At 64.0% G+C, this 24,205-nt stretch carries 23 protein-coding genes, 1 tRNA gene and 3 pseudogenes; 10 read left to right on the top strand and 17 right to left on the bottom strand.

Features of this window, described 5'->3' with window-relative positions:
- Positions 1 to 39 precede the first annotated feature (39 nt).
- Positions 40 to 2,820: a CHAT domain-containing protein gene (locus tag AC1DPX_RS10445; RefSeq protein WP_477236379.1), complete on the top strand. Its 2,781-nt coding sequence runs from the start codon at positions 40 to 42 to the stop codon at positions 2,818 to 2,820.
- A 36-nt stretch (positions 2,821 to 2,856) separates the two neighbouring features.
- Here the strand turns inward: AC1DPX_RS10445 and AC1DPX_RS10440 are convergent, their stop codons facing one another.
- Together AC1DPX_RS10440 and AC1DPX_RS10435 are read right to left on the bottom strand one after the other, a co-directional pair.
- Positions 2,857 to 3,588: a glutathione S-transferase family protein gene (locus tag AC1DPX_RS10440; protein ID WP_477236377.1), complete on the bottom strand. Its 732-nt coding sequence runs from the start codon at positions 3,586 to 3,588 to the stop codon at positions 2,857 to 2,859.
- A gap of 1 nt (position 3,589) precedes the next feature.
- The gene (locus AC1DPX_RS10435) at positions 3,590 to 3,895 is read right to left on the bottom strand and encodes a Rieske (2Fe-2S) protein (RefSeq protein ID WP_202359155.1); all 306 of its coding nucleotides are present in this window, start codon (positions 3,893 to 3,895) and stop codon (positions 3,590 to 3,592) included.
- 97 nt (positions 3,896 to 3,992) lie between these two features.
- Between AC1DPX_RS10435 and AC1DPX_RS10430 the strand changes: the two genes are divergently transcribed.
- The 3 genes from AC1DPX_RS10430 to ilvC all read left to right on the top strand — a co-directional run bounded on the left by AC1DPX_RS10430 (position 3,993) and on the right by ilvC (position 6,313).
- Positions 3,993 to 4,451, top strand: a complete 459-nt coding sequence (locus tag AC1DPX_RS10430) for a MarR family winged helix-turn-helix transcriptional regulator (protein ID WP_202359156.1) — start codon at positions 3,993 to 3,995, stop codon at positions 4,449 to 4,451.
- Between the two features lie 164 nt (positions 4,452 to 4,615).
- The gene (locus AC1DPX_RS10425; protein WP_202359157.1) at positions 4,616 to 5,269 is read left to right on the top strand and encodes a TetR/AcrR family transcriptional regulator; all 654 of its coding nucleotides are present in this window, start codon (positions 4,616 to 4,618) and stop codon (positions 5,267 to 5,269) included.
- Between the two features lie 24 nt (positions 5,270 to 5,293).
- Positions 5,294 to 6,313, top strand: a complete 1,020-nt coding sequence (gene ilvC / locus AC1DPX_RS10420) for a ketol-acid reductoisomerase (protein ID WP_010910140.1) — start codon at positions 5,294 to 5,296, stop codon at positions 6,311 to 6,313.
- 173 nt (positions 6,314 to 6,486) lie between these two features.
- Here ilvC and AC1DPX_RS10415 read toward each other — a convergent pair whose 3' ends face one another.
- A complete protein-coding gene (locus tag AC1DPX_RS10415; protein WP_202359158.1) occupies positions 6,487 to 7,776 on the bottom strand; it encodes a lipase family protein in 1,290 nt (429 codons plus the stop codon).
- A 179-nt stretch (positions 7,777 to 7,955) separates the two neighbouring features.
- Positions 7,956 to 8,492 (bottom strand): BA14K family protein, encoded by a 537-nt coding sequence (locus AC1DPX_RS10410; RefSeq protein WP_477236375.1) that lies wholly within the window; start codon positions 8,490 to 8,492, stop codon positions 7,956 to 7,958.
- Positions 8,493 to 8,679: 187 nt separating this feature from the next.
- Here AC1DPX_RS10410 and AC1DPX_RS10405 point away from each other — a divergent pair, with 187 nt between their 5' ends.
- Positions 8,680 to 9,795, top strand: a complete 1,116-nt coding sequence (locus tag AC1DPX_RS10405) for an endonuclease/exonuclease/phosphatase family protein (RefSeq protein WP_477236373.1) — start codon at positions 8,680 to 8,682, stop codon at positions 9,793 to 9,795.
- A gap of 2 nt (positions 9,796 to 9,797) precedes the next feature.
- A complete protein-coding gene (locus AC1DPX_RS10400) occupies positions 9,798 to 10,514 on the top strand; it encodes a hypothetical protein (RefSeq protein ID WP_477236371.1) in 717 nt (238 codons plus the stop codon).
- On the opposite strand, the gene AC1DPX_RS10395 is transcribed toward AC1DPX_RS10400, so the two are convergent.
- The 4 genes from AC1DPX_RS10395 to AC1DPX_RS10380 all read right to left on the bottom strand — a co-directional run bounded on the left by AC1DPX_RS10395 (position 10,511) and on the right by AC1DPX_RS10380 (position 14,097).
- Positions 10,511 to 10,753: a hypothetical protein gene (locus tag AC1DPX_RS10395; RefSeq protein WP_202359162.1), complete on the bottom strand. Its 243-nt coding sequence runs from the start codon at positions 10,751 to 10,753 to the stop codon at positions 10,511 to 10,513. The genes AC1DPX_RS10400 and AC1DPX_RS10395 overlap by 4 nt on opposite strands.
- A gap of 125 nt (positions 10,754 to 10,878) precedes the next feature.
- Positions 10,879 to 12,096, bottom strand: coding sequence for an ABC transporter permease (locus tag AC1DPX_RS10390; RefSeq protein ID WP_477236369.1), 1,218 nt, complete (start codon positions 12,094 to 12,096; stop codon positions 10,879 to 10,881).
- Positions 12,093 to 12,800 carry an ABC transporter ATP-binding protein gene (locus AC1DPX_RS10385; protein WP_202359164.1) on the bottom strand — a complete coding sequence of 236 codons (708 nt, stop codon included), beginning with the start codon at positions 12,798 to 12,800 and terminating at the stop codon, positions 12,093 to 12,095. The genes AC1DPX_RS10390 and AC1DPX_RS10385 overlap by 4 nt, the downstream gene beginning before the upstream one ends.
- A gap of 4 nt (positions 12,801 to 12,804) precedes the next feature.
- The gene (locus tag AC1DPX_RS10380; protein WP_477236367.1) at positions 12,805 to 14,097 is read right to left on the bottom strand and encodes an efflux RND transporter periplasmic adaptor subunit; all 1,293 of its coding nucleotides are present in this window, start codon (positions 14,095 to 14,097) and stop codon (positions 12,805 to 12,807) included.
- A gap of 101 nt (positions 14,098 to 14,198) precedes the next feature.
- Here AC1DPX_RS10380 and AC1DPX_RS10375 point away from each other — a divergent pair, with 101 nt between their 5' ends.
- Both AC1DPX_RS10375 and AC1DPX_RS10370 read left to right on the top strand, forming a co-directional pair.
- Positions 14,199 to 15,107, top strand: a complete 909-nt coding sequence (locus AC1DPX_RS10375; RefSeq protein ID WP_477236365.1) for a PhzF family phenazine biosynthesis protein — start codon at positions 14,199 to 14,201, stop codon at positions 15,105 to 15,107.
- 106 nt (positions 15,108 to 15,213) lie between these two features.
- Positions 15,214 to 15,289, top strand: a tRNA-Lys gene (locus AC1DPX_RS10370).
- A gap of 202 nt (positions 15,290 to 15,491) precedes the next feature.
- Here AC1DPX_RS10370 and AC1DPX_RS10365 read toward each other — a convergent pair.
- The gene (locus tag AC1DPX_RS10365; protein ID WP_477236363.1) at positions 15,492 to 15,848 is read right to left on the bottom strand and encodes a hypothetical protein; all 357 of its coding nucleotides are present in this window, start codon (positions 15,846 to 15,848) and stop codon (positions 15,492 to 15,494) included.
- Positions 15,849 to 16,062: 214 nt separating this feature from the next.
- Between AC1DPX_RS10365 and AC1DPX_RS10360 the strand changes: the two genes are divergently transcribed.
- Positions 16,063 to 17,505, top strand: coding sequence for a LuxR C-terminal-related transcriptional regulator (locus AC1DPX_RS10360; RefSeq protein WP_477236361.1), 1,443 nt, complete (start codon positions 16,063 to 16,065; stop codon positions 17,503 to 17,505).
- Positions 17,506 to 17,566: 61 nt separating this feature from the next.
- Here the strand turns inward: AC1DPX_RS10360 and cobT are convergent, their stop codons facing one another.
- The 8 genes and pseudogenes from cobT to cbiE form a co-directional block, all read right to left on the bottom strand.
- Positions 17,567 to 18,577, bottom strand: a complete 1,011-nt coding sequence (gene cobT / locus AC1DPX_RS10355) for a nicotinate-nucleotide--dimethylbenzimidazole phosphoribosyltransferase (RefSeq protein ID WP_477236359.1) — start codon at positions 18,575 to 18,577, stop codon at positions 17,567 to 17,569.
- 39 nt (positions 18,578 to 18,616) lie between these two features.
- A complete protein-coding gene (gene cobS, locus AC1DPX_RS10350; protein ID WP_202359170.1) occupies positions 18,617 to 19,393 on the bottom strand; it encodes an adenosylcobinamide-GDP ribazoletransferase in 777 nt (258 codons plus the stop codon).
- Entirely contained in the window at positions 19,390 to 20,709 is a 1,320-nt protein-coding gene (locus AC1DPX_RS10345; RefSeq protein ID WP_477236357.1) for a cobyrinate a,c-diamide synthase, read from the bottom strand. The genes cobS and AC1DPX_RS10345 overlap by 4 nt, the downstream gene beginning before the upstream one ends.
- Positions 20,706 to 21,524: a uroporphyrinogen-III C-methyltransferase gene (gene cobA / locus AC1DPX_RS10340; RefSeq protein WP_477236355.1), complete on the bottom strand. Its 819-nt coding sequence runs from the start codon at positions 21,522 to 21,524 to the stop codon at positions 20,706 to 20,708. The genes AC1DPX_RS10345 and cobA overlap by 4 nt, the downstream gene beginning before the upstream one ends.
- The gene (gene cobM, locus AC1DPX_RS10335; RefSeq protein WP_477236353.1) at positions 21,521 to 22,285 is read right to left on the bottom strand and encodes a precorrin-4 C(11)-methyltransferase; all 765 of its coding nucleotides are present in this window, start codon (positions 22,283 to 22,285) and stop codon (positions 21,521 to 21,523) included. The genes cobA and cobM overlap by 4 nt, the downstream gene beginning before the upstream one ends.
- Positions 22,282 to 22,452 (bottom strand): annotated as a pseudogene (locus AC1DPX_RS10330) (cobalamin biosynthesis protein); the annotation flags it as partial. The gene cobM and the pseudogene AC1DPX_RS10330, both read right to left, overlap by 4 nt.
- A gap of 195 nt (positions 22,453 to 22,647) precedes the next feature.
- A pseudogene (locus AC1DPX_RS10325) lies at positions 22,648 to 22,827 on the bottom strand (cobalamin biosynthesis protein); the annotation flags it as partial.
- Positions 22,827 to 24,053, bottom strand: coding sequence for a precorrin-6y C5,15-methyltransferase (decarboxylating) subunit CbiE (cbiE, locus tag AC1DPX_RS10320; RefSeq protein WP_477236352.1), 1,227 nt, complete (start codon positions 24,051 to 24,053; stop codon positions 22,827 to 22,829). The gene cbiE and the pseudogene AC1DPX_RS10325, both read right to left, overlap by 1 nt.
- A gap of 5 nt (positions 24,054 to 24,058) precedes the next feature.
- Between cbiE and AC1DPX_RS10315 the strand changes: the two are divergent.
- Positions 24,059 to 24,181, top strand: a pseudogene (locus tag AC1DPX_RS10315) (cytochrome c-type biogenesis protein); the annotation flags it as partial.
- Between the last annotated feature and the right edge of the window lie 24 nt (positions 24,182 to 24,205).

The raw sequence follows: 24,205 nt of genomic DNA, 5'->3' as shown, positions 1-24,205 counted from the left end.
ATGCATGCCATGTTGAGAGCGCGAGAATCGCAACATCTGATGCGCGTTGTTGCGCCTGTCCTGCTGATGCTGGTGGTGGCGTTTCTTTCGCCGCAGGCGCAAGCCCAGACGCCTGACCAGGCCAGCCAGCATGAGCCGGCAGACAGCCAGGAGGTCCTGACGGCCCGGATCGACGCGGCCTACAAGCTGATGATGGACGCCGGGCGCTTTGACGAAGGCTACGCGCAATTGCGCGCAACGCTGCTCGATGCCGCCAGAAGCGACCTCTACGAATTCACCGTGGAGAGCTACTCGAACGCCGGCGCGACTTTTCTCAACAACCAGATTCTCGACAATGCCGAGGAGATTTTTGCCGAAGGCCTGAAAACCCGGGCGATGCAGCAGGATGTCGCCAAGCGCGCCGATTTCTATCTCAACTACGCGATGTTGAAGCAGGCCGAGAAGGACTATCAGGGCTTCGTTTCCATGTGCGCGACGGCCACCAATCTATACGCCCACTACCACGGCGAGGAGTCTCAGGAACTCCTGTTTGCCAACGATGTGTTGGCGACGGGGGTCGCCGCGTTCGGTCAAATCGCCTCGGCGATCAATATCGAGCAGCGCAATCTGAAGTTGGCCGAGCAGGTCGCCGGTACCGACGATCGTTTCATCTGGAAGCTGCAGAACAATCTGGCCGACATGCTGCGCCAGATGGGGGCTCCGACGCGCGCCTTGCAGTACGACCTGGCCGTGCTGGAGAAGCGGATCGGCTACTACGGCCCAGATCATTTCAACGTTCTGGTCAGCGCCAATAACACGGCGCAGGACTATCTGGACCTTGACAGATACGACGAGGCCTTGCGCTACTTCCAGCAGAACCGGGACATTGCCGTCGTTCTCAAGCAGGAAGGCAATCTGGTCGAACAGGCCGATGCCTGGCTGCTCTACACTAAGGTGCTCTCTGGTGCGCAGCCGCTCGATCAGCCGACGCTGGCAAGGCTGCAACAACTGACCATCGACCCGAACTATCCCGAGATACTGGCAATCAAGATCGCCAACCTGCTCGCCGCGCATTTCTTCGCAGTGGGCGACAAGGAAAACGGCATGAGCCAGCTTGAGCGAGCCCAAGACATAGCCGAAGCGACGTACGGGGTGGTGCACCCGCTGGCCTTTGCCGCTCGGCAGGCCATGGCAAATCTCAAGGCGAAGACGAACCCGGAGAAGGCGGCTGCCGATTTCGCGGCTCTCGACGAGGACATGCTGCGTTGGAATTGGTTCCAGGTGAGCACTGCCGGCAATCCAATCGTGGCCGAGGCCAGCCGCGCCCTGGCCGACGACATGCTGTACGACTATGCGCGCCTCGCAAAAGGCAATGCATCGGTGGTGCCGGCATTTGCCGAAGCCGTGCGCCGCTGGCCGACGCTTGAAAATGAGAAACGCGATCTGTTGCGCAGACTGTCCCGCCTGATCGATCCGAACGACACTGAGACACAGAATTTGATCCAGGCCGGGATCCGACTGTCCCTGGCATATCAGGAGGCGGCCTCTAGCGGTGACAGTTCCGACGATCCCGGGGCGGTGCAGCCGGGACAGGTTGAAGCGGCATACCAAAAGGCCATGGCCAGAGTCATGGCCAAATACAGTTTCAGCCAGAGCGTGGTGGACAAGCCGCTGCCATCCGCCGGCACCCTGCTGAAGCCGAACGAGGCGCTGGTCGACTACTTCATCACCCGCAAGTGGCGGGCGGATCGGGAGAGCGCCGATCCGCTGGAGGACGAGCGCCTCTATGCCATCGTTACCCGCAAGGACCAGAAGCCGTCTCTCTATGACCTTGGCGATCCGCGCCGGCTCATCCCGGCCGCTCGCGAAACACGCATGGCTAATCTGAGGTCGACGCGTTCGGCGCAGGAGCGGGGCGCCGTGACCCTGATCGATCTGAACGCCACGTTCACCGGGCTCTATGCCGGTTTGATCGCGCCGCTGGAGCCGTCGCTTGGTGGCGCCGATACGCTTTTCGTGGTGCCGGACGGGAAACTGTTTTCGGTGCCATTTCCCTTGCTGCAGGACGGCAAGGGCGCGTCGCTCGACGACCGTTTCGTCGTGCGCATGCTGACGCGGCCGGAATCGCTGTTGAACGCCGGCGTCGATCAGAGTTTTCCCAAGAAGGGCAAAGCCCTGCTGGCCGGGGGGCTGGACTATGCGCGCGGTTCGGAAAAAGGGGCGGAGCCGCTGCCGGGCACAGCCAAGGAGGTCGACGCGATCGCCTCGATCCTGCGTGCCGATGACTATTCAGTCGAAATGCTCACCGGAACGGCGGCCAGCGAGCGGACGCTGCGCAAGGATATGGAGCAGGCGACGATCGCGCATCTGGCCACCCATGGCGCTTACCGGGATGAGAAAGAGGGCGGCGCGGGGGCCGTGAATGCGCTCTGGCAGAGCCACGTCGTGCTGTCGCAGTCGGGAGACCGGCAGTCGATGAAGCGCGACGATGAGGACGGCCGGCTCTATGGCATGGAACTGATGAACTGGGATCTGTCGGGCCTCGACCTGCTTGTCCTGTCCGCCTGCGAGACGGCCCGTGGCCAGGAGACGTTCGTCGGAGGCTTGCGCGGCCTGCCGACGGCAATCGACATTGCCGGCGCCAAACGCTCGCTTTTGACGCTGTGGCCCGTGGACGACGCCGGAACCGCCGCCTTCATGGTCGGGTTCTACCGCCATCTTGCCGCGGGACAAACCTATCCGGAAGCGCTGCGCCAGACCCGCCGCGATGCCCGCGACGGCAAGATATCAGGCGCCCAGGATCCGCGGGTCTGGGCTGCCTTTGTCATGTTCGAGAACTGAGGCCGCTCGAAGCGCAGACTTGCTCGTGATCCCCGTTCAAGCCGATCGTGCCAACGCAAATGCTCCGTCTTGATCGCCTCGGCGGATGAGGCTCGACAGAAAGGATCCCTTGGCCTGCAGGAAGGTATGCAGGCGCTGCGGGTAATCCGGCGCCACGGCGTGCTTGATTGACGGATGATCATTCAACGCCTGCCGCCAGGCCTGGACGCGCGGCTTGCCGTCCAGAATGCCGAAATCGCCGATCCGGTCGAAAGCGTCGAGATATCTGAACACAGGCCCGTAGACCGCATCGACGAGCGAGAAGCGGTCGCCGGCGAACCACGGCCCATTCCGCAAGGCATCGTCCGCCAGTTCAGTCTCCAGGCGGCCAAACATCCCTGATAGCGCGCCGGACTCGGCAAGGAAGCCGGCCTCGGACGGCGCCGAATAGAAGCGGCCGATGGCGTTGAGGATGGCCGAGCCGTATTCGATCCAGGCACGATGCCGGGCACGGGCATAAGGGTCGGCCGGGTGGAGGGGATTGGACTGCGTCTCCTCGAGGAACTCGAGGATGACGGCCGATTCGAAGACGATCGTTTCGTCGCCATTTCGCTGGACGCGCAGCAGCGGCACCTTGCCGAGCGGCGAGATCGCCTTGAACCACACAGGCTTGTCGGCGAGGTCGATGTCGACGCGCTCGAACGGCACGCCTTTCTCGGTCAGCGAGATCGCCGCGCGCTGGACATAGGGGCAGAGAGGGTGGCTGACGAGGATGAGCTTGTCGGTCATCTCACTCTCCCCAGACATAGTTCAACGCGCCGTTTTCGACGCGCGTCGAGAGGAACATCAGGCGGGAATTCCTGGGCGCAGGACCGTCGAGGCGATCGCCCGATGCCATGTCGAAGGCGGCGCCGTGCCATTGGCAGACCAGCTTGCCATCCTTGCAGTCCAACGGTCCGCCAAAATGCAGACAGGCATTGGCGGCGGCGCGGATGCGTTCGCCGCTGCGCCAGACATGGACCTCGCGGCCGAAGAACGGGGCAATCAGGCTGCCCGTCTCGGGGACGTCGGCGACCTTGCAGATTTCGTGTTTCATCGGTTTGCCTTTCGGGTTGATGCAATTGCATCTATATAGATGCAGATGCATCGATCGTCAAGCTTGATGCATTTGCATCTATCATCTAGGGTGGGCCATGACCGAGAAAGCCACGCCTTCGCCTGAGGCCATCAAGGCCTGGGCCCGCCTGATGCGCGTGTCGCGCCAACTGGTGGAAAATGCCGAAGACGCACTGAAGGAGAGCGGCCTGCCGCCGCTTGCCTGGTACGACGTGCTGCACGAGCTCGCCGAGGCGGGCGAGGGCGGCCTGCGGCCGTTTCAACTGATCGAACGCACTCTGTTTGCGCAATACAACATCTCTCGGCTGCTGGCCCGGATCGAAGCCGACGGGCTGGTCGAGAAGCTGAAGGTCGCCGACGACGGTCGCGGCCAGACCATCCGCATCACAGCCAAGGGGCGCGAGACGCGCCGCCGGATGTGGGCCGTCTACGGACGGTCAATCGCCGAACTGGTTGGCGCCAGGCTCTCGCCGGATGAGTTGAACGCGGTGTCGGCACTGCTTGGCCGGCTGCGCAATCCGCCCGCCGGCGATTGAGGCTGGCCAACCCGGCTGGCCATTGCGCATTGTCGCCGTTCGCAGGCGAATATTTCTACTTTTCCCTCTTGCTTCGATTATCGGATTGCGCAATATGCCGAACCGTAACGTACGGTACGGCTATTGAGTGATCCGCGGCCACGACCATCGAACGGGAACAGAGCGTGTTGCTGGCAAACACCGACATCGACAACAGCCAAGCGCTGACGGAACGGCAGAAGGCCGTTCTGGATGCGGCCTTGCGGCTGCTGGTGGAGGAGGGCGATCAACTGACCATGACCGCCGTGGCGCGGCGGGCCAGCTGTTCCAAGGAAACCCTCTACAAATGGTTTGGCGACCGCGACGGGCTGTTGACGGCAACCGTGCAGTGGCAGGCTTCCAAGGTGCGGGTGGCGTCCGTCGACGGCAAGGGGCTCGACCTTGCCTCGCTGACGGCAAGCCTGGAGCGTTTTGCTTCAGACTGGCTGAAGGTGATTTCCAGCGACACCTCGATCGCGCTCAACCGTGTCGCCGTCGGCCATGCCGGATCCGGCAAGGACGATCTTGGCGCCGTCGTCCTGCAGAATGGCCGGTTCGCGCTGGCGAGGCGGCTGAAGCCGGTGCTCGAGGCCGGGCGCCAGGCCGGGCTTCTCGATTTCGCGGATGCCGAGACGGCGTTCCGCACCTTTTTCGGGCTGGTCGCCCGCGACGTGCAGATCCGTCTGCTGCTTGGCGACCGGCTGGAATTGACTGAGGCGACGATCGGCGGCGATGCCGTGCGCGCGACGCAGCAGTTTCTCGCTCTTTTCGGAGCAAAAACCGGGCCGCGAGGCCTCTGATCTTAGAAACGGGAAGGAAGTAAAATGCGCGTCTATTACGATCGTGATGCCGATCTCAACCTGATCAAGGGCAAGAAGGTCGCCATCATCGGCTATGGCAGCCAGGGCCGGGCGCATGCGCTCAACCTCAAGGATTCCGGCGCCAAGGAGATCGCCATCGGCCTCAAGGCCGGCTCGGCGACCGCCAAGAAGGTCGAGGCCGACGGGCTCAAGGTGATGAGCGTGGCCGACGCCGCCAAATGGGCCGACCTGATGATGATGGCGACGCCCGACGAACTGCAGGCCGACATCTACAAGAACGAGATCGCGCCGAACATCCGCGACGGCGCGGCGATCGCCTTCGCGCACGGCCTCAACGTGCATTTCGGCCTGATCGAGCCGAAGTCGACCGTCGACGTCGTCATGATCGCGCCGAAGGGCCCGGGCCACACGGTGCGCGGCGAGTATCAGAAGGGCGGCGGCGTGCCGTGCCTGGTCGCCGTCAACCAGGACGCCTCTGGCAATGCGCTCGACCTGGCGCTGTCCTACGCCTGCGGCGTCGGCGGCGGCCGTTCGGGCATCATCGAGACCAATTTCCGCGAGGAATGCGAGACCGACCTGTTCGGCGAGCAGGTCGTGCTGTGCGGCGGCCTGGTCGAACTGATCCGCGCCGGCTTCGAGACGCTGGTGGAAGCCGGCTACGCGCCTGAAATGGCCTATTTCGAGTGCCTGCACGAGGTCAAGCTGATCGTCGACCTGATCTATGAAGGCGGCATCGCCAACATGAACTACTCGATCTCGAACACCGCCGAATGGGGAGAGTATGTCTCGGGTCCGCGCATCATCACCGCCGAGACCAAGGCTGAGATGAAGCGCGTGCTGAAGGACATCCAGACCGGCAAGTTCACTTCGGAATGGATGCAGGAATACCGCGCCGGCCTGTCGCGCTTCAAGGGCATCCGCCGCATGAACGACAGCCACCAGATCGAGGAAGTCGGCGCCAAGCTGCGCGCGATGATGCCGTGGATTTCGAAGAACAAGCTGGTCGACAAGGCCAAGAACTGAGCGAAATCCACGTTATGGCCTTTGCGCGTCCTCGGGCTTCGCCCTGCGGGCGCGCGGGGATTTCGAAAAACAAGCTGGTCGACAAGGCCAAGAACTGAGCGAAAACTCGGTTGTATCCAGCAAAAGGGCGGCGAGTGCCGCCCTTTTCATTTCCGGTCACCGGGGGATCCTGCTTAAGCGCTCGATCCGCCCGGCTCGCCGTCGTCATCCAGCAAATCCATCAGTTTCTGCATTTCCACGGTCAACTGCTGATGCATTTCGGACAGTTGTTTGTGCCACTCCCGCGCCTGCTCGACCGTCGGCATCTCCTTCACCTTGATGATCTGGTTGACGACGAACTGGCGCCCGTTCCATTGCTTTTCGACGGTCACGAAGGGGTTGCTGTATTTCTTGTCGATGGTTTGCTTGCCTGTCGACGTAATCAAAATGATGTTGTTGCCGACGCCGAACAGCCTGGAATCATAGTCGAGCGCCTTGGCGACGCCGTCATCGATCTGCTTCAGCAAAACGTCGGCGACCTGGACGATCTCGGCCCATTTTTCCGGCGTCGGCTCGGCTTCATATTCGTCCATCAGGGGGAACAGACGACCGCCCTTGAGGTCAAGCGTCTTGTTGACCTCCGCAACAACATCGCCCAGTTGTTTTTTCAGATCCTTGCGGCCTGCCAGCCAATCCTCGGTCACGCATTGGCCCTTGTAGGGCTTCTCGCCGCTGGGACAGCCACCGAGTATCCAGACCGGATGCAGGGCAAGCACCGCCGCCACCGCGGCGGCCGCGACAAACGGGACCCACTTCAGCGGTAGCCGCAGCAGATTGAACCATGCCGGGGTTCCGCCACCCTGGGTATCCACATCCGAGAATGTCACCTTCTCGCCGCGCACCAGGGGGATCCAGTTGGCCTTGACGAATTCGTTGGTGAAGTACTCGCTGTGCGTGATGTCGTGAAAGCGGTCGCGGACATTGAACGTTCCGAAACCGTAGGTTCCGGTGGCGCCGTAACCCCAGGTGCCGGATTGCGCCAGCACCGGCCAGATGTCGCGCGTGCCGCACTCGTTGATGATGGCGTTGCGCTTCTCCGGGCCGCGTATCTGGTCTTCGACGGCGCGCCAGTCGAAATCTTGCGGAACCACCGAGCCACACAGGATGACCCTGTCGAACCGGAAGTAGGGATTCTGCAGGATCACCCGGGTCAGCGCATAGGTGCCGTAGCTGTGCGCAAAGACGATCAGCGGCCTGTCGCCATAGTGCTTGCTGACCCCCTCGATCTGCTGGCGCAGCTTCTCGATCGGGCCTGCCCGGCAGATGCCGAAGGGGCACCAGAACCGCAGCAGGTCGAAATAGCCATATTTTATCGGAATGACGGTTGCTGATGTTTCGCTTTCGATGACCGAAGCGATCCGGTTCTGCCACCATGCGGCGGTCCGGATTCCATGGATAAGGATGACGATGGGCGCTTCTGACATTTCAGATTACCCCTCAAGCCGCAAAGTCTTGCGGGGTGCATAATAGTGGGGGCGGCAAGAAAAGTTAAGTGAGCCAGCTGTTGCGCCAACTCCTGCGCTGTTGAAGACTTTTCAGTGGCAGCGCCAAAAGAAAACGGCGCCGCATCGCGACGCCGTCTATCATGTGCTTTCAGGTTGGCTCAGCTATAGGGCGACCAGCATTGCTGGCGCGGGCCGCCATAGGGCTGGAACGTGTTGTCCCAGGCGCGATACGACCGGTACCTGTTATAGCACCAGCGCACATGGGCGTTGGAAAGCCGCCCGGCGCGATAGTGGCGGCGGGGCGGTGCGTCGTAGTAATTGTAGTTGTTGTACATGCTGCTGAGACCGAGCCCCAGGCCAAGGCCAAGGATCGCGGCACCCGCACCGTCGTCGTAGTAGCGGCGATGGTGATGGCGGCGCCAACGCCAGTCATCGCCGCCGTTCCAGTTGCCATCGCCGTTCCAGTGACGACGACCGTTCCAGTTGCCTGATCGGCGCCATCTCCAGTCGTCATTGTAGACCGGGCGATTGTTGCCACCGGCCCATCCGTCGCGCACCGGCGTCACCGCCGTGTTTGTGGGAAGCGCTAGATCCGGCTGCATGATGGGGGCGGCGGCCGATGGCGCCGTGATGCCCGATATGATGCCCAGGGCAACAAGCCCCGATTTGACCGTCGATGAAAAGAGCGAGTTCATAACACTCTCCAAGAGCTAAAGGCCCCACGCCTACCCTGGAATGGGCCTACTGTGGATCTTTGCGTCTGAACGGCGGATGAACGGAAAGGTTCCGTCAACCATGGCGTGAATCCTTCCAGGGCAACCGATCCTGGCTTGTGGTCCTGCGATCTTGTGTTCCGGCGCTCCTGCAGGCAAAGGTCAGGGCATGTCGCTGCGCCTTGCCACCTTCAATGTCGAGAACCTGATGAACAGGTTCGATTTTTCCGGCTATCGCAACCAGCTCAACGAGGATCGGACGCTGGCGCTGTTCGATATACAGAGCGAGGCCGAGTACAAGATGCTGGAGCAGGCCCGCGCCATCGCACAGTCCGACGATACGCGCCAACTGACGGCGCTGGCGATCGCCGCCACCCGCGCCGACATCATCTGCATGCAGGAGGTGGACAATATCGAGGCGCTGAAGGCCTTCGAATATGGCTATCTGTTCAAGATGGTGGGGCAGGGTTACCGGCAGAAATATACCACCTCCGGCAATGATTCGCGCGGCATCGATGTCGCCGTGATGATGCGCAGCGAGACCGCACAGGGACAGCCGATCGAATTCGTGCGCATGACCAGCCATGCCTACGTCACCTACGAGCAGTTCGGGCTGCACACACCGGAACTGGAGGCGCTGGGCAACCAGGCCAATGAACGCATTTTCCGCCGCGACTGCCTGGAAGTCGACATCACCGTCGGCGGCGTGCCACTGACGCTCTATCTCGTGCATTTCAAGTCGATGGGCTCGCCGCGCAACGGGCTCGACGGACGCGAGGCGACGATGCCGGTGCGCATCGCCGAGGCGCAAGCCGTGCGCCGGATTATCGAGGAGCGCTTCGGTGCTGATCATGCCGCCGACAAGCGCTGGGCGATCTGCGGCGACATGAACGATTACCGTCAGCGCGTGAAGATCGCCGGCGATGATGTCGGCGGCTACCGTTTCGAGGTGGTCGACGAGGCCCAGTCCTGCATCAATGTGCTGACGGCGGGCGGCTTCTGCGAGAACGTCATCGAGCGGCGGCCGGAAATGAACCGCTGGACCTTCTATCACACGCGCGGACCCGAAGAGCGGCATCTCTGCCAGCTCGACTACATCCTGCTGTCCAGGGGGCTGGCGGCCAGGAACGCCACCGCCGTTCCCGACATCATCCGCAATGGTCAGCCCTGGCGCACGATCTTTCCGGCTGGCCAGGAAGTCGAGCGCTTTCCGCGCGCGGGCTGGGACCGGCCGAAAGCGTCGGACCATTGCCCGGTGGCGATCACGCTGGATATGGCTCGATAAACATGAGTTTCGACCTGCCGCGCAATGTCATCCTGCCTGTCGATGCCGTCGACGTCCGGCTCGATCCCGGCCCGCATCCTTTCGCCAGGGATAATGCCGAAGCGATCGCCGAGAACTGGCAGCGGGAGATTGCGGCCAATCCGGCGCTGTTCGACGGCACGGTGGTGCTGCTGTCGCAGCTTGCCTGGCGTGACGACAGCCTGATCGGCCGCTGCCACGCGGTCAATTACTCCACCTTCATGCTCTGGCGGAAGCAGCGCGAGAATTCCGGCGCCGAGCATGCCTATGCCCACGCCATGCTCGTGGCCGGCGACAATGCGCTGGTGGCGATCCGCATGGGACGTCACACGGTGGGTGCCGGCAGTGTCTATTTCGCCGCCGGCTCGTTCGAGCCGATCGATTTCCGCGACGGTCTGGTCGATGTCGACTTCAACATGATCCGCGAAGTGCGCGAAGAGACCGGCCTTGACCTGTCGGCCGCCGAACGCGGCAAGCGCTACCACGCCCTGTCGACGAGCAGCGGCACGGTGATCTTCCGCCGCTATCACGTCGACGGACCGGCCGACGAGATCGCGCGCCGAATCTCAGCCTTCGTCGCCAGCGAGACCGATCCGGAGATCGACGGGCCGGTGATCATCGGCCATGCCGGCGACCTGCCGGACGGGCTGGCATCGCATATGAAGCCGCTGATCGAGTGGCATTTTTTCGGCGTGGGCTAGCGGCGCGCCTTGTCCTGCACCGCCTTGCGGTCGTTGCGGGCCGCGACGAGGAACAAGATAACGCCGATGCCCAGCAACCCACCCATGGCCATTCCCATGGTCTGGCCGACGACGGCCTGGAAATCTGACGTGACGCGATCGGGATTGGCCATGCCGTAACGGGCGAGATACCACCAGATGCCCGCCAGCGCGGCCTCGATGATCACCATTGTCAGGACCAGTCGCGCCTTCTTGCTCATATCTTGTTCCTCGGCCGGAGACGTCTTGCCTTAACATCGTCGACCAGCCGGCGACAGTGCCATCGGTGCAGGCAAGCGCCAAGGTTGGGGATAGCCGTCGATTGTGCTGGACCCGGTCCGGCCCTTTATTCGTGCCTGAGCGCGTCGATCGGATCGAGCCTGGCGCCGCGCAGCGCCGGGAAGAAGCCGAACACCATGCCGATGAGCGCAGAGAAGCCGACGGCGAGCAGGATGACGGCCGGACTTGGTGCGAAGGGGATGGTCAGCGTCACCGCGGCGAGGCCGGCGAGCGCCAGGCCGGTCAGGATGCCGATGATGCCGCCCAGCAGCGACAGCACCGTCGCCTCGACCAGGAACTGGATGAGGATGTGCTTTTCATGCGCGCCGATGGCGAGCCTGATGCCGATCTCGCGCGTGCGCTCGGTGACCGAGACCAGCATGATGTTCATGATGCCGATGCCGCCGACCAAAAGGCTGACGCCGGCGACCGCGCCCAGCATGCCGGTCATGGTGGTGGTGGCGCTGGCCATGGCGTCGGCGATCTGCGTCATGTCGCGGATGCCGAAATCGCTTTCGCGGTCGGGCGTCATGCGGCGCGCATCGCGCAAAATGTCCTCGACGCGGGGCTGCAACTCGCTGGTCGGCGTGCTGTCGTCGGCGGCGATGTAGATGTTGTCGATGTCGCGGTTACCGGCGATGCGGCGCTGATAGGCATGCAGCGGCATCAGGACGACATTGTCCTGGTCCTGGCCGAAGCCGGTGTAACCCTTCGGCTCAAGCAGGCCGATGATTTTGCAGGAGGTGCGGTTGACGCGGATGATCTCGCCCTCGGGGTCGCCGGCGCCGAAGAATTGCTGGCGCACCGTCTCGCCGATCAGGCAGACGCCGGTGCCCGAGCGGGTTTCGGAATCGCTGAACGGGCGGCCCGACACCAGCTTCCAGTCGCGGGCGTCGAGATAGGCGCTGTCTGTGCCGGTGACGCCCGAAGTCAGGCTCTCGGTGCCGAAAATGACCCGCACCTGTTTTTGCGAGGCCGGCGAAATGGCGCGCGCCCCGGTGAGATGGGCGACCAGTGCGGCAAGGTCCTTTTCGGCGAGCGGGCGTACCACCTGGTCGAGCCCGCCTGGACCACCGGGGCCGGCGGGGCGCCCGGCGCGGACGACAAGCAGGTTGCTGCCGAGCTTGGAGATGTCGGCCTTGACCTTTTGCGTGGTGCCGGAGCCGATGGTCAGCATGGCGATGACGGCGGCGACACCGATGACGATGCCGAGCAGCGTCAGGAACGAGCGCAGCACATTGCGGCGGATGGAGCGCAGCGACAGGCGGACGGTTTCCCAGATCATGCCAGCTCCACCTTCATGGTGTCGGAAGCGACGTGGCCGTCGAGGAAGCGGATGGTGCGCTCGGCATAGTCGGCGACGTCGGCCTCGTGCGTGACCATGGTGACGGTCAGGCCGAGCTCGGTGTTGAGCTTTGTCAGCAGCTCCATGATCTCATGCGTGCGGGCCGTGTCGAGATTGCCGGTCGGCTCGTCCGCGACGAGCAGCGTCGGCCGCGTGACGATGGCGCGTGCGATGGCCACGCGCTGCTGCTGGCCGCCGGAGAGCTCCGCCGGCGTGTGATGCTCGCGGCCGACAAGCCCGACCTGGGCGAGCGCCTGCATGGCAAGGTCGCGACGCTCGCGGGCCGCCACACCACGATAGATCAGCGGCAGTTCGACATTCTCGGCCGCCGTGGTGCGCGCCAGGAGATTGTAGCCCTGGAAGACGAAGCCGACATAGAGGTTGCGCAGCATGGCGCGGCGGTTGCGGTCGAGCCGGCCGGCATCGACGCCCATGAAGGAGTAGGTTCCGGCGGTCGGCGTGTCGAGGCAGCCGATGATGTTCATCGCCGTCGATTTGCCGGAGCCGGACGGACCCATGATGGCGACGAATTCGCCGCGCCGGATGGCGAGGTCGACGCCGGCCAGCGCGTGCACGCGGGCCTCGCCCTGGCCATAGCTCTTCCAGACCTTGTCGAAGGTGATGAGGGGCGCGCCCGCGGCCACGGAATCAGCTCCGCAGCTGCGAGGCCGTGATGACCTGCGCGCCTTCCTCCAGGCCGGACGTGATCTCGGTCAGTTCACCATCGGTCGAGCCGATCTTGACGTTGACCGCATGCGGCCGGCCATTCTCCAGCACATAGAGCGTGCGTGAGCCATCGGTGGGGGCCGTCGCTGGCTGGCGCTGACGATTGCCGCCCGGACGGCCCATGCGGCCGGTGAACAGGTCGCTGAAGCTCCACGCACGCGCTGCTTGCTGCGCCGGGCGATAGCGGAACGCGGAGGAGGGGACCGTGAGCACGCCCTTGGCTTGCCTCGTGACGACAGAAACGGTGGCGGTCATGCCCGGGCGAAGCAACAGCTCGTTGTTGTCGACCTCAAGCCGCGCATTGTAGGTGACGACGCCGTCCGTGGTGACCGAGGCATAGGAAATATCGCGGATCTCGGCATCGAACGGACGGTCGGGAAAAGCATCGACTGTGAAACGCGCGTGCTGGCCCGACTTGACCGCGCCGATGTCGGCCTCGTCGACAGCCGCCACCAGTTCCATGTTCCTGAGATCCGCGGCGATGATGAACAGCACCGGCGCCTGCAGCGAGGAGGCGACCGTCTGGCCGGGGTCGACCGAACGCGTCAGCACGATGCCGTCGATCGGCGCGTAGATGGTCGAGTTGGCAAGGTCGGTCTGCTGCGATTTCAAATCGGCATTGGCGATGGCGAGATTGGCTTGCGCGCTGTCCAGCGCCGCCTTCGAGCGGTCGCGCGTCGCGGTCGCCGCCTCGAGCGACTGGTCGGTCGCCATGCCGCGCTTGGTCAAGGCGGCGGCGCGCACCAGCGCGCTCTCGTTCTCCGCCAGCGTCACCGTGGCATCCTCGACATTGGCGGCCGCGCCCTTGGCGGAAGCCTCGGCGCGTTCGATCTGCACCTGCAGCTTGGTGGTGTCGAGCGCGGCCAGCACATCGCCCTTCTTCACCTGCTGGTTCTCGTTGACCGAGACCGAGCGGATGATGCCGGAGAGCTGGCTGGAAATGTCGACCTGGGTGAGGGGCTGCAGCGTACCCGTCGCCGACACCTGGACGGTGAGGTCGGCCTTGGAGGCCGGAACGGTGGTGTAATCGATCCTGGCGGGCGTGCCCGCGTACCATTGATAGAGGCCAAGACCGGCGGCAAGCACGATCAGGGTCAGCAGAGCATAGAGCCAGCCACGCCGGCGCGTCTTGCTCCGCCCCTTTTTATCGAGCCCGAGCGCCGTCTCGATGGCGGAATCCGATTCCGTCTTTGGCAGATTGACAATCTGGTCCACGTCGGACCCCTATGATGCGTAATGTCCCTATCTGTGCACAGATCAGGCTTGCCGGTTCGAATATCAAATTAAATTTCGCCCATGTTGGGATTGAGGCAGGAATGCAAACCCGGAATTACTTGCTTTACGATGTGTTTACGACCGAGCGACTGGCCGGCAATCCGCTGGCCGTGGTGTTGGATTGCAAAGGTCTGGACACCGCCGCGATGCAGGCCATCGCGCGCGAATTCAACCTGTCCGAGACGGTCTTTGTGCTGCCGCCGGACAACCCCAAGCATAAGAACCGCATCCGCATCTTCACGCCGGACTATGAAATGCCGTTCGCCGGCCATCCGACGGTCGGTTCGGCAATCGCGCTTGCGGAACTCTCCGGCGAGGGCGGCGCCGGTATCTTCGTGCTGGAAGAAAATATCGGCCCGGTGCGCTGCGCGGTCAGCTCGCATGATGGCGCCACCTTCGCCGAGTTCGATCTCGCCAAATTGCCGGAGCCTTTGAAGCTGGAGGCCGATCCGCAGGCGATCGGTGCCGCCCTTGGCCTGGCGCCGCATGAGGTCGGCTTCGAGAATCACCGCGTCGCCTTCTGGTCGGCGGGCGTGCCCTATGTGACCATCCCGGTCGCCAATCTCGAAGCGGCGAGCCGCATACGGCTGGACAACCAGGCGTGGTCGGAACTGGCGCCGCGCAAGAGCGAATGGGCCTTTGCCAGCCCCTACGTCTATTGCCGCGAGACGGTGAACCATGAAAGCGCCTTTCATGTGCGCATGATCGTGCCGGGCACGCCTTCCTATGAAGACCCGGCGACCGGTTCGGCGGCGGCGGCCTTTGCCGGCGCCATCATGCATTTCGATGCTCCGACGGATGGTATTTCGCAGCTGTGGATCGAGCAGGGGCTGGAGATGGGCCGGCCGTCGCGCATTCGCCTGGAACTGACCGTGCAAGGCGGAAAACTGGCCTCGGCGCGCATTGGCGGCCATGCCGTGAAGGTGGCGGAAGGCAAGCTTTTCCTCTGATCGCTGAAAGGGTTTGTCGATTTGTCGGGAAATGATTCCGGCAGGGCTAGACATGGCCGATGGTGGCGGCTATATGCCCGCCAACGCCGGTTTTTGCCGGCCGAGTGGGTGCGTAGCTCAGTTGGTAGAGCAGCTGACTCTTAATCAGCGGGTCCACAGTTCAATCCTGTGCGCACCCACCATTTTTCCGCTGATATTTCAACATGCTACAGGCGATATGGGGAGCCAGTTTGGCCCCGCCAAATCTCCAAAACGGTAAAATTCCCGGTAACAGGCCTGCGAGGGCGGGCAAGACCGCCCTACATGCCGACAACAAGGGCGCGATCCTGCATTGTCCAACGGCAACTCCCAGCCTTGGGCTAGGGCTAAAACCCAATCCCAAGGTCATTCATCGCGCCAGTATGGGTGGGAACAGCTGAATTGGCGCGAGCCAACCAGACGGCGTTTGGTCCCCGATATCGTTGTTTGGACCTCCGGATCATTCGCGGTCATGTCGGGTACGACAATGTAACCCTGATCGACAAGCTGCAGTTTCAGCTCTGCCAGGTGGCGCCTAAATCCGTTTTCGACGTAGCTGCGAGGATACCGCCATCCGTTCCTGCATGCTCGCACGAGGATGTCGGAATACAGTTCAGCGCTGGCAGCTTCCACCGCATCTTCCGAAATCAGTTTGCCGTTAGTTTGGGTGCCTTCGGACAAGCATGGCCCCGCCGACACCGACAGCACCAGTATTGCGGTCAAGACAGACAACCTTGTCATGGAGGCCCTCCGTGTTCTGAATCGACCAGGGCCTGCCATGCGACCAGACCCTGCCGACCTGCGGAGGCTAGGATGCTGACCCGTCGGATGGAATCGTGCAAATGCAGTGTTTTCGATGTCGCATCTGTAGTATTTCACTAAGGCAAGGCCATCGGTTCTTAGCCACGGGTCGGCAGCGGATGGGGAGTTCGAAACAATGCTTCGCGCCGTAGGCAATCCACTCGCCGGCTTGTCGGAGCGGGAATTGGTGGTCGCGGCAAAGTTCGCGGAGGGAATGACCTATCGCGAAATCGGCGAAACGCTCTTCATAGCGCCTACCACCGTTCGGACCCATCTTTCGGCCATTTATCGGAAGCTCGATGTTCGCAGCAAAGTGGCGCTTGCTGCGCTACTTGCCGCTCATCGCCAGCAGGACTTCAGCCAGGCACTACCCGGAAGCCTTTCGACCGACGAGTCGGGTCCACCGGTCCTCGCAGTTCTCCCGTTCGACAATCTAAGCGGAGAAGAGCGCTGGACTCGTATCGCTGATGGTTTGTCGGCGGACCTCATAGTTGATCTCGCCCGCTACCGGGACCTTGCGGTGATCGCCCGCCAAACAATGCTTTCCTACAAGGGACGGCGTGTTGACGTGCGAGCCCTCGGACGAGAGTTGAATGCCGACTACGTGATCGAGGGAAGTTTTCAAGTGGACGGGCAGCGGGTGCGCATCCGCGTTCAACTCGTCGACGCCCATACAGGGGTCGATGTTTGGACGGTGCGTTACGATCGTTCCGCGAACAACCTGTTTGCGATGCTGGACAGCGTGGCCGAAAACGTCATCAATGTCCTTGCAACTTGCCACGGTCAGCTCGCCAATCTGCGACGCGATGCGGCTCGTCGGAAGCCTCCAGCAAGTTTGCAGGCCTATGACTGTTATCTGCTTGGGCTTGAACAGAAGCACCTTTTCACCCGTGAGTCGAACAAGGAGGCGATACGGCTACTGGCGCGTGCAATCGAACTCGACCCGGGTCTAGCAAGAGCCTGGACCGCGCTGGCACTTGCGCATGCTGTGGATGCTATCAACGGGTTTACTGACAACGTTTCCGGCTCGATCGAGAGCTGGAGCAAATGTGTCAAGCAAGCGCTGGCGCTCGATCCGGCCGATGTTTACGCCCGCATTATGCTTGCCGATCTTCGGGCATTGCAGGGCGATGTCGAAGCTGCTGTCGAAGAACATGACCGAGTGTTGGCGGCTGCTCCAAATGACGCTGACTCGCTTGCCCTTCTTGCGGGTAGCCTTGCTCTTGTTGGTAGCGACCCGAAGCGTGGCTACGAACTGGCCAAGCGAGCGGTCCAGCTAAATCCATATGTGCCCTGGTATTACGGAATGCTTGCGCGATGCAGCTACGTTCTAGGCCTTTATCGGGAATCGCTGCTCGCGCTACGTCAATCTGCGCTAGATTCGCCCGCCACACTTCTGTTTCTGGCAATGGCTCATGCGATGCTCAATGAAACGCCTCAGGTCGCTAAGATCAATTCACGACTGAAGGACGAGTTCCCGGACTTCACGCCCGAAGTGTTCATCAGAACCTATCCGGTTACCAATCCTCTCGCCATTGCTGCGATCAGAGAAGGCGCCCGTTGTGCGGGTTTGGCATAGCCTCGAATAATCAAGATGAGGTTATTTCGATGTTTCAACAGTGTTGAAATTTCGATGGAGTTTAATTCTCCGACACCCCAGCCTCGGCAAAGCTTGCCATTCTTGCATGGCACTCCAGCGCCGAGCGGACGATGTTGACGGCGAGGCAGGCGCCGGAGCCTTCGCCGAGCCGCATGCCGAGATCGAGCAGCGGCGGCAGGCCGAGCGCCTCGAGCAGGCCGCGATGGCCCGATTCGGCAGAGACATGGGCCGCGATGGCGTGGGAGAGGCCGGTCGGGTGCAGCCTGGCCAGTGGGGCCGCGGCGGCGGTGCAGACGAAACCGTCGAGCAGCACGGGTATGCCGAGATGGCGGGCGGCCAGCGTGGCGCCGAGGATGGCGGCGAGTTCGCGGCCGCCAAGGGCCGCGGCAATGCCCAGCGGGTCGGCAAGAGCGGCGGCATGGCGCCTGAGGCCTGCTTCGATGGCGACCACCTTGCGCTTCAGGCCGGCATCGTCGACGCCGGTGCCTCGCCCGGTCCATTTTTCCGCGCCGCCGCCGAAGAGCGCCGCCGAAATGGCAGCGGCCGGCGTGGTGTTGCCTATGCCCATTTCGCCGAAGCAGACCAGGTCGAGATCATTAGTCACGGCATCATAGCCTGCCGAGACCGCGGCGAGGAAGGCTCTCTCGTCCATTGCCGGCACTTGCGTGAAGTCGCCGGTCGGATGGTCGAGATCGAGCGGGATGACATCGAGTTCGGCGCCGGCGATGCGGGCGAGCTGGTTGATGGCAGCACCCCCGCCGGCGAAGTTCGCCACCATCTGCACGGTGACCTCCGAGGGGAAGGCCGACACGCCCTGCGCGGTGACACCGTGATTGCCGGCGAAGACAAACACTTTTACCCGGTCAAGCTTGGGCATGTCGCGGCCCTGCCAGCGCGCCAGCCAGGCGGCGATGGTCTCCAGCCGGCCGAGGCTGCCTTGCGGCTTGGTCAGCGTGTCCTGGCGGCTGGCAACGGCCTTGGCGGCGGTATCGCTGCCGGCGGGCAGGTCGAGGCAGGCGGCGCGCAATTCATCGAGGGATTTGAATGGCATGGGGGCAAGGTCTCCGGAAAGGAATCAAGTCGAATGGGATCAGGAAAGCGCGACGGAAGCGACGAGAAGCACTGATATTTCGCTCACCTGCTGCAAGGCGCCGATCGTGTCGCCGGTCTGGCCACCAATCTGGTTGAGGCAAAGCGCATGGAAGGCGGCAAAGAACAGGCCGAGCAGGATCAGCGCGGCAATGGCGCCGCCGACCCCGAGCAGGAGAAGCGGGATCGCGCCGAGCACGGCGCCGGCGATCGCGGTTTCCAGCGAGACGGTGCCGGCGCCGGCCGAGAGGCCGTCGGAGCGCGCCGGCGGCAAGAGGTGCATGAAGACGCCCAGCACACCGCGCGAGGCCGCATGCGCGGCAACAAGGGCAAAGAGAGCCTGAGTGGGATCCACCAGTTCCGAAAGCACGTTCCAGCGGATCAGCAGCGACAGGGCCAGCGCCATGGCGCCGTAGGCGCCGATGCGGCTGTCGCGCATGATGTCGAGTTTGCGGCCGCGCGACTTGCCGCCGCCAAAGCCGTCCGCGACATCGGACAGCCCATCCTCATGCAGGCAGCCGGTGGTCAGTACCGTCGCCACAAGGGCAATGGCGGCCGCCGGTCCCATGGCGAGGCCGAACCGTTCCGCCGTGGCAAAGACGATGGCGCCGATCAGCCCAACGAGAAGGCCGGCGACCGGTGCGGCCCAGATCGCGGCGGCGAGGCTGCGGCCGCGAAAGTCGAGGTCGGGCAAGGGCAGGCGGGTGAAGAAGACCAGGCAAAGCGCGACGTCGTCGAGGATTTGCCGGGGTGAAAGGGTCAAATTCGGGAACTTCATGCGCTGGCCCTCGCTATCGCGTGGAAGAAGGTACCGCTGACCTGACCACGCCGGTAGCCGGAAGCGCCGATCGGATTGCCCTGGCCATCGGCGAGGTCGGCCAACGGCTCGTCATTGCCGGTGGCCGTCATCTGCGCATAGTGGAATTCGTGGCCGCGGATCAGCGCGCCTTGCGCCCCTAACGGGCAATCGGCGCGCAGCCGCGCCTCGCGATAGCCGAGGTTCATTTTTCTCTTGGCGAAGCTGGTGGCGTGGCCGAGCAGGCCGAGCATGCGATGCGTTTCGCCGGCAGCATCCTCAAGCGCTTCACCAAGCACCATGAAGCCGCCACACTCGCCATGGATCGGCTTCGTCGCCGCAAATCTTGACATGCCGGCTTTGAAGGTCCCGGCGGCGGCAAGCTTGCCGGCGTGAAGCTCGGGATAGCCGCCGGGCAGCCAGCAGACGTCGCAGCTGTCGTCGGGCGCCTCGTCGGCGAGCGGTGAGAACGGGACGATTTCCGCGCCGGCCTTGCGCCAGCAGGCGGCGACGTGCGGGTAAAGGAAGGTGAAGGCGGCATCCTCGGCCAGCGCGATGCGTTGGCCGGGCGGTTGCAGCGCATCGGCTAAATCGCCGGCCGCCGGGGTGAGGGGTGTCGCCAGCCTCATCACGGCATCGAGGTCGAGCGATTTCTCCGCCATGTCGGCCAGCCGGTCGAGATGCGCCATCAGATCATCATATTCGCCGGCCTGGACGAGGCCGAGATGCCGCTCGGGCAGATTGAGCGTGGGGTCGCGCAAGATGGCGCCGACGACGGGCAGGCCGATCGCCTCGATGGCGTCGCCGGACAGGCGCCGGTGGCGCTCGCTGCCCAACCGGTTGAGCACGACGCCGGCCATGCGCACATCGGCATCGTAGGTGGCAAAACCCTTGGCGACGGCGGCCGCCGTGGTCGACTGGCCGGACACGTCGAGCACCAGCAGCACCGGCAGGCCGTAGAGCCGGGCAAGGTCGGCGGCGGAGCCGGTTCGCCCCGGCGCGGCCGGAATGCCGTCGAACAGGCCCATGGCGCTTTCGAGGATGACGAAATCGGTGTCGTCGGCCTGTTGCGCCGCCAGCGCGTTGAGCAGCGAGGGCGGCATCGCCCAGCTGTCGAGGTTGATGCCGGACAGGCCGGTGGCGGCGGTGTGGAAACCGGGGTCGATATAGTCGGGGCCGGATTTTGCGCCGCGCACTTTCAAGCCGCGCCGGGTGAGCGCGCGCAAAATGCCGATGGTGACGCTGGTCTTGCCCGAGCCGGAGCGCGGCGCGCCGATGATGATGGCGCGGGCCGTCATGCCTGCCCCGTCAATGCCGCGCGCATGGCGACGATGCCGCCGACAACGATCAGCGCCGGCGAGGCCAGCCCTGCGGCAGCCGCTTCCTCGGCAATGGTGGCGAGCGTGGCGACGACGGTCCGCTCCTGTGGCGTGGTGGCGGCGACGATCACCGCCGCTGGCGTCGACGGCGCCAGTCCGCCGTCGAGCAGAGCGGCCGCGATCAGCGGCAGATTGGCCATGCCCATATAGACCACGACCGGCTGGCCGGTGCGGGCGATGGCAGCCCAGTCGATGTCGTCGTCGGTGCCGGCGGCATGCCCGGTCGCCAGGATCACCGCCTTGTTGATGCCGCGCATGGTGGCCGGAATGCCGGTGGCGGCTAGCGCGCTGAGGCCGGACGTCAGGCCCGGCAGGACGCGAAACGGAATGTTTTCGCGCGCCAGCGCCAAGGCTTCCTCGCCGCCGCGGCCGAAAATATAGGGATCGCCGCCCTTCAGCCTGACGACGCGGCGGCCTTCATGCGCCAGCCGGACCAGCAGGGCGGTGATGTCGTCCTGCTTCATCGACGGTTTTCCGCCGCGCTTGCCGGCAAAGAAAAGCTCGGCGTTCGCGGCTACGGCGACGACATCAGGTGAAACCAGCGCGTCGTAGACCAGCGCATCCGCTTCGGCCAAAGCCGCCAGCACTTCCAGCGTCAGGCAGCCGGGATCGCCGGGGCCGGCGCCGGCCAGCCAGACATGGCCCGGCTCCAGCGGGCGCGGCTTGAAATTCAGCCGCGCGAGCGCCTGTTCGAGCGTGGCGTTTTCGCCCTTGTTTTTGCTGCTGCCGCTCACAATCCGTCCCGTCCGCGAAAACGCCGCTGATAGTGGGCGTCGTACAATGAACTCTCGCCAAACCCTTCCGCCGCCAGCGAGCGGCCGACAAAGATGATCGCCGTGCGCTCCATCGGATCGGCGGCCAGTTGTGCCTCGATCGTTTCCAGCGTTCCGGTCAGCACCCGCTCGTCCGGCCAGGAGGCGCGGAAGACGATCGCCACCGGACAATCGCCGCCATAGTGCGGCGTCAATTCGGCGACGACGCGGTCGATGGCGTGGATGGCAAGATGAATGGCCAGCGTGGCGCCGGTGCGGCCGAAGCCGGCCAGCGTTTCGCCGGGCGGCATTTTTGAGGCGCGGCCGGAGACGCGGGTCAGCACCAGGCTCTGCGCGACTTCGGGAATGGTCAGCTCGCGGCGCAGTGCGGCGGCTGCCGCGGCGAAGGAGGGCACGCCCGGCGTCAGCGTGTAGGGAATGCCGTGCTTTTCCAGCCGGCGGATCTGCTCGGCAACCGCGCTCCACACCGAAAGGTCGCCGGAATGCAGGCGTGCGACATCGTGGCCTGCCTCGTGAGCCTCGACATAGGCCGCCTCGATCTCGTCGAGCGACATCGGAGCGGTGTCGATCAGTTTCGTCCCCGGCGCGCAATGCTGCAGCAATTCGGGCGCGACGATCGAGCCGGCATGCAGGCAGACCGGGCAGCTTGCCAGGAGTTTTGCGCCGCGCAGCGTGATGAGGTCGGCGGCACCCGGACCGGCGCCGATGAAGTGGACAGTCATGGCGCGTCTCCGCTGATGGCGATGGCGCAGGTGACCGGGCCAAGCACAATTCGGGGGCCAAGCAGTTTCGCGCCGGCGCCGGCTACGGCGAGGGCCGACGCTTCGGAAACCGAGGGCGTGCCGGCGAGTTCTTGCGAGAGATCGGAATGACTGAGCAGAGACGCCCCCTCATCCGGCCGCTTTGCGGCCACCTTTGCCGGGGCGAGTCGCTGGCCTCGCCCGTCCTTCGGACCCCCGGAGGGGAGAAGAGATTGGCGCCGGCGCTGAACGTCTCCTCTCCCCACCGGGGAGGGGTCAGCCGAGCGAAGCGGAGGCTGGGTGAGGGGGAGCGACGGTTCGGAACCAGCAACATCCACCACTATCACCGGGAGGTTGAGCTCACGGCCGGCAGCAAAAATGGCTTCTTCGTTGCGTTTGAACTCGGTCGTTGCCAATGCCGAAAGTGCCGTCATGGCCAGCCCATGCGCTTCGAGAGCGGTTTCAATCGCCGCAAGCACGTCTTCAACGCCAACGCCTTTGCGACTGCCGATGCCCGCGATCATCATGGCTTCACCCAGCTCCATTGGGTGACCGGCATGGCCGGCCGCCAGGCCTGCATCGAGCCGACCGGCGAGGCGCGCGAAATATCTATGCGGGTGAGGTCGCCACCCAGTTTTGTGTGCTGGGCGAGGAGTAAGGCTTCCATCTCGAGCGTCACCGCGTTGGCGACGAGCCGGCCGCCGGGGCGCAGCGCCTTGATGGCCGCGCTGAGCACGCCAGTGTCGCTGCCGCCGCCGCCAATAAAGATCGCGTCCGGCGTGTCCAGCCTGGCTAGTGCCTTGGGAGCGCTGCCTTCGACCACGACGAGGCCGGGAACGCCGCAGGCCGCGGCGTTGCGGTGGATGCGGGCGGCGCGACCCGGGTCGGCCTCGATGGCAATCGCGCGCATCAGGGGGTGGGCGAGCATCCATTCGATGCCGATGGAGCCAGAACCCGCGCCGATATCCCACAGCAATTCGCTGCGCCTTGGCGCCAGCGATGACAAGGTGATGGCGCGGATTTCACGTTTGGTGATCTGCCCGTCATGGTCGAACAGATGATCGGCGAGGCCAACCGTGAGGGGCAGGATTCGGGCTTGCGGATCGGAATCAATCTCGATGGCCAGCACGTTGAGCGGATTGATGTTTGCGATATCGAAGGCATCGGCGCGGACGGTGCGCTGGCTCTCTTTGGGACCGCCCAAAGCTTCCAGGACCGTCAGTCGCGATGCGCCGAAGTCGAGTTCGGTGAGCAGGCCGGCAATTGCCGCCGGCGCTTCGGCATCCGAGGTCAGCGCCAGGATGCGCGCATTGGGCTGCAGCAGCGGCCGAACGAGGTCGAGCGGCCGGCCATGCAGCGAGACGGTCTCGATGTCCTGCAGCGCCCAGCCAAGGCGGGCGGCCGCCAAAGAAACGGCCGACGGCGCGGGAATGACATGCATCTCTCGCGGCTTGACCTTGCGGGCGAGCGTGGCGCCGACGCCGTGGAAGAAGGGATCGCCGGAGGCGAGCACGCAGACGTTTCTGCCGGCGAGCGCCAGCACATCAGCCATCCCGGCATCGAATGGCACCGGCCAGGGATGCGCCTCGCCCTTGGCGAATGACGCGACCAGCGCCAGGTGCCGCTTGCCGCCGAAGATGAATTCGGCCTTGGCAATCCGCTGCTTGGCCTCGTCGCCGAGACCCGCTAAACCGTCCTCGCCGATGCCGACGATGGTGAGCCATTTTGGCGTTGGCTGTTGTTTTGACATGTCGCGCTGCCCCTCATCCGCCTGCCGGCACCTTCTCCCCGTATAGTGACGGGGAGAAGGGAGAAGCTCCGACGCTGACGCCTCCCTCTCCCCGTTCTTCACGGGGAGAGGGTAAGGGTGAGGGGCAGCGCCGACGCTGTTCAACATGGTGC

This window comes from Mesorhizobium sp. 01N446 (assembly GCF_056399285.1).
This window is presented reverse-complemented; position numbering and strand designations above follow the sequence as displayed.

Bases quoted from the DNA above. Each gene is read 5' to 3' on its own strand.
- AC1DPX_RS10445 (WP_477236379.1), top strand. From the start codon at position 40: ATGCGCGTTGTTGCGCCTGTCCTGCTGATGCTGGTGGTGGCGTTTCTT.
- AC1DPX_RS10440 (WP_477236377.1), bottom strand. From the start codon at position 3,588: ATGACCGACAAGCTCATCCTCGTCAGCCACCCTCTCTGCCCCTATGTC.
- AC1DPX_RS10435 (WP_202359155.1), bottom strand. From the start codon at position 3,895: ATGAAACACGAAATCTGCAAGGTCGCCGACGTCCCCGAGACGGGCAGC.
- AC1DPX_RS10430 (WP_202359156.1), top strand. From the start codon at position 3,993: ATGACCGAGAAAGCCACGCCTTCGCCTGAGGCCATCAAGGCCTGGGCC.
- ilvC (WP_010910140.1), top strand. From the start codon at position 5,294: ATGCGCGTCTATTACGATCGTGATGCCGATCTCAACCTGATCAAGGGC.
- AC1DPX_RS10415 (WP_202359158.1), bottom strand. From the start codon at position 7,776: ATGTCAGAAGCGCCCATCGTCATCCTTATCCATGGAATCCGGACCGCC.
- AC1DPX_RS10410 (WP_477236375.1), bottom strand. From the start codon at position 8,492: ATGAACTCGCTCTTTTCATCGACGGTCAAATCGGGGCTTGTTGCCCTG.
- AC1DPX_RS10405 (WP_477236373.1), top strand. From the start codon at position 8,680: ATGTCGCTGCGCCTTGCCACCTTCAATGTCGAGAACCTGATGAACAGG.
- AC1DPX_RS10400 (WP_477236371.1), top strand. From the start codon at position 9,798: ATGAGTTTCGACCTGCCGCGCAATGTCATCCTGCCTGTCGATGCCGTC.
- AC1DPX_RS10395 (WP_202359162.1), bottom strand. From the start codon at position 10,753: ATGAGCAAGAAGGCGCGACTGGTCCTGACAATGGTGATCATCGAGGCC.
- AC1DPX_RS10390 (WP_477236369.1), bottom strand. From the start codon at position 12,096: ATGATCTGGGAAACCGTCCGCCTGTCGCTGCGCTCCATCCGCCGCAAT.
- AC1DPX_RS10375 (WP_477236365.1), top strand. From the start codon at position 14,199: ATGCAAACCCGGAATTACTTGCTTTACGATGTGTTTACGACCGAGCGA.
- AC1DPX_RS10360 (WP_477236361.1), top strand. From the start codon at position 16,063: ATGCTTCGCGCCGTAGGCAATCCACTCGCCGGCTTGTCGGAGCGGGAA.
- cobT (WP_477236359.1), bottom strand. From the start codon at position 18,577: ATGCCATTCAAATCCCTCGATGAATTGCGCGCCGCCTGCCTCGACCTG.
- cobS (WP_202359170.1), bottom strand. From the start codon at position 19,393: ATGAAGTTCCCGAATTTGACCCTTTCACCCCGGCAAATCCTCGACGAC.
- AC1DPX_RS10345 (WP_477236357.1), bottom strand. From the start codon at position 20,709: ATGACGGCCCGCGCCATCATCATCGGCGCGCCGCGCTCCGGCTCGGGC.
- cobM (WP_477236353.1), bottom strand. From the start codon at position 22,285: ATGACTGTCCACTTCATCGGCGCCGGTCCGGGTGCCGCCGACCTCATC.
- cbiE (WP_477236352.1), bottom strand. From the start codon at position 24,053: ATGTCAAAACAACAGCCAACGCCAAAATGGCTCACCATCGTCGGCATC.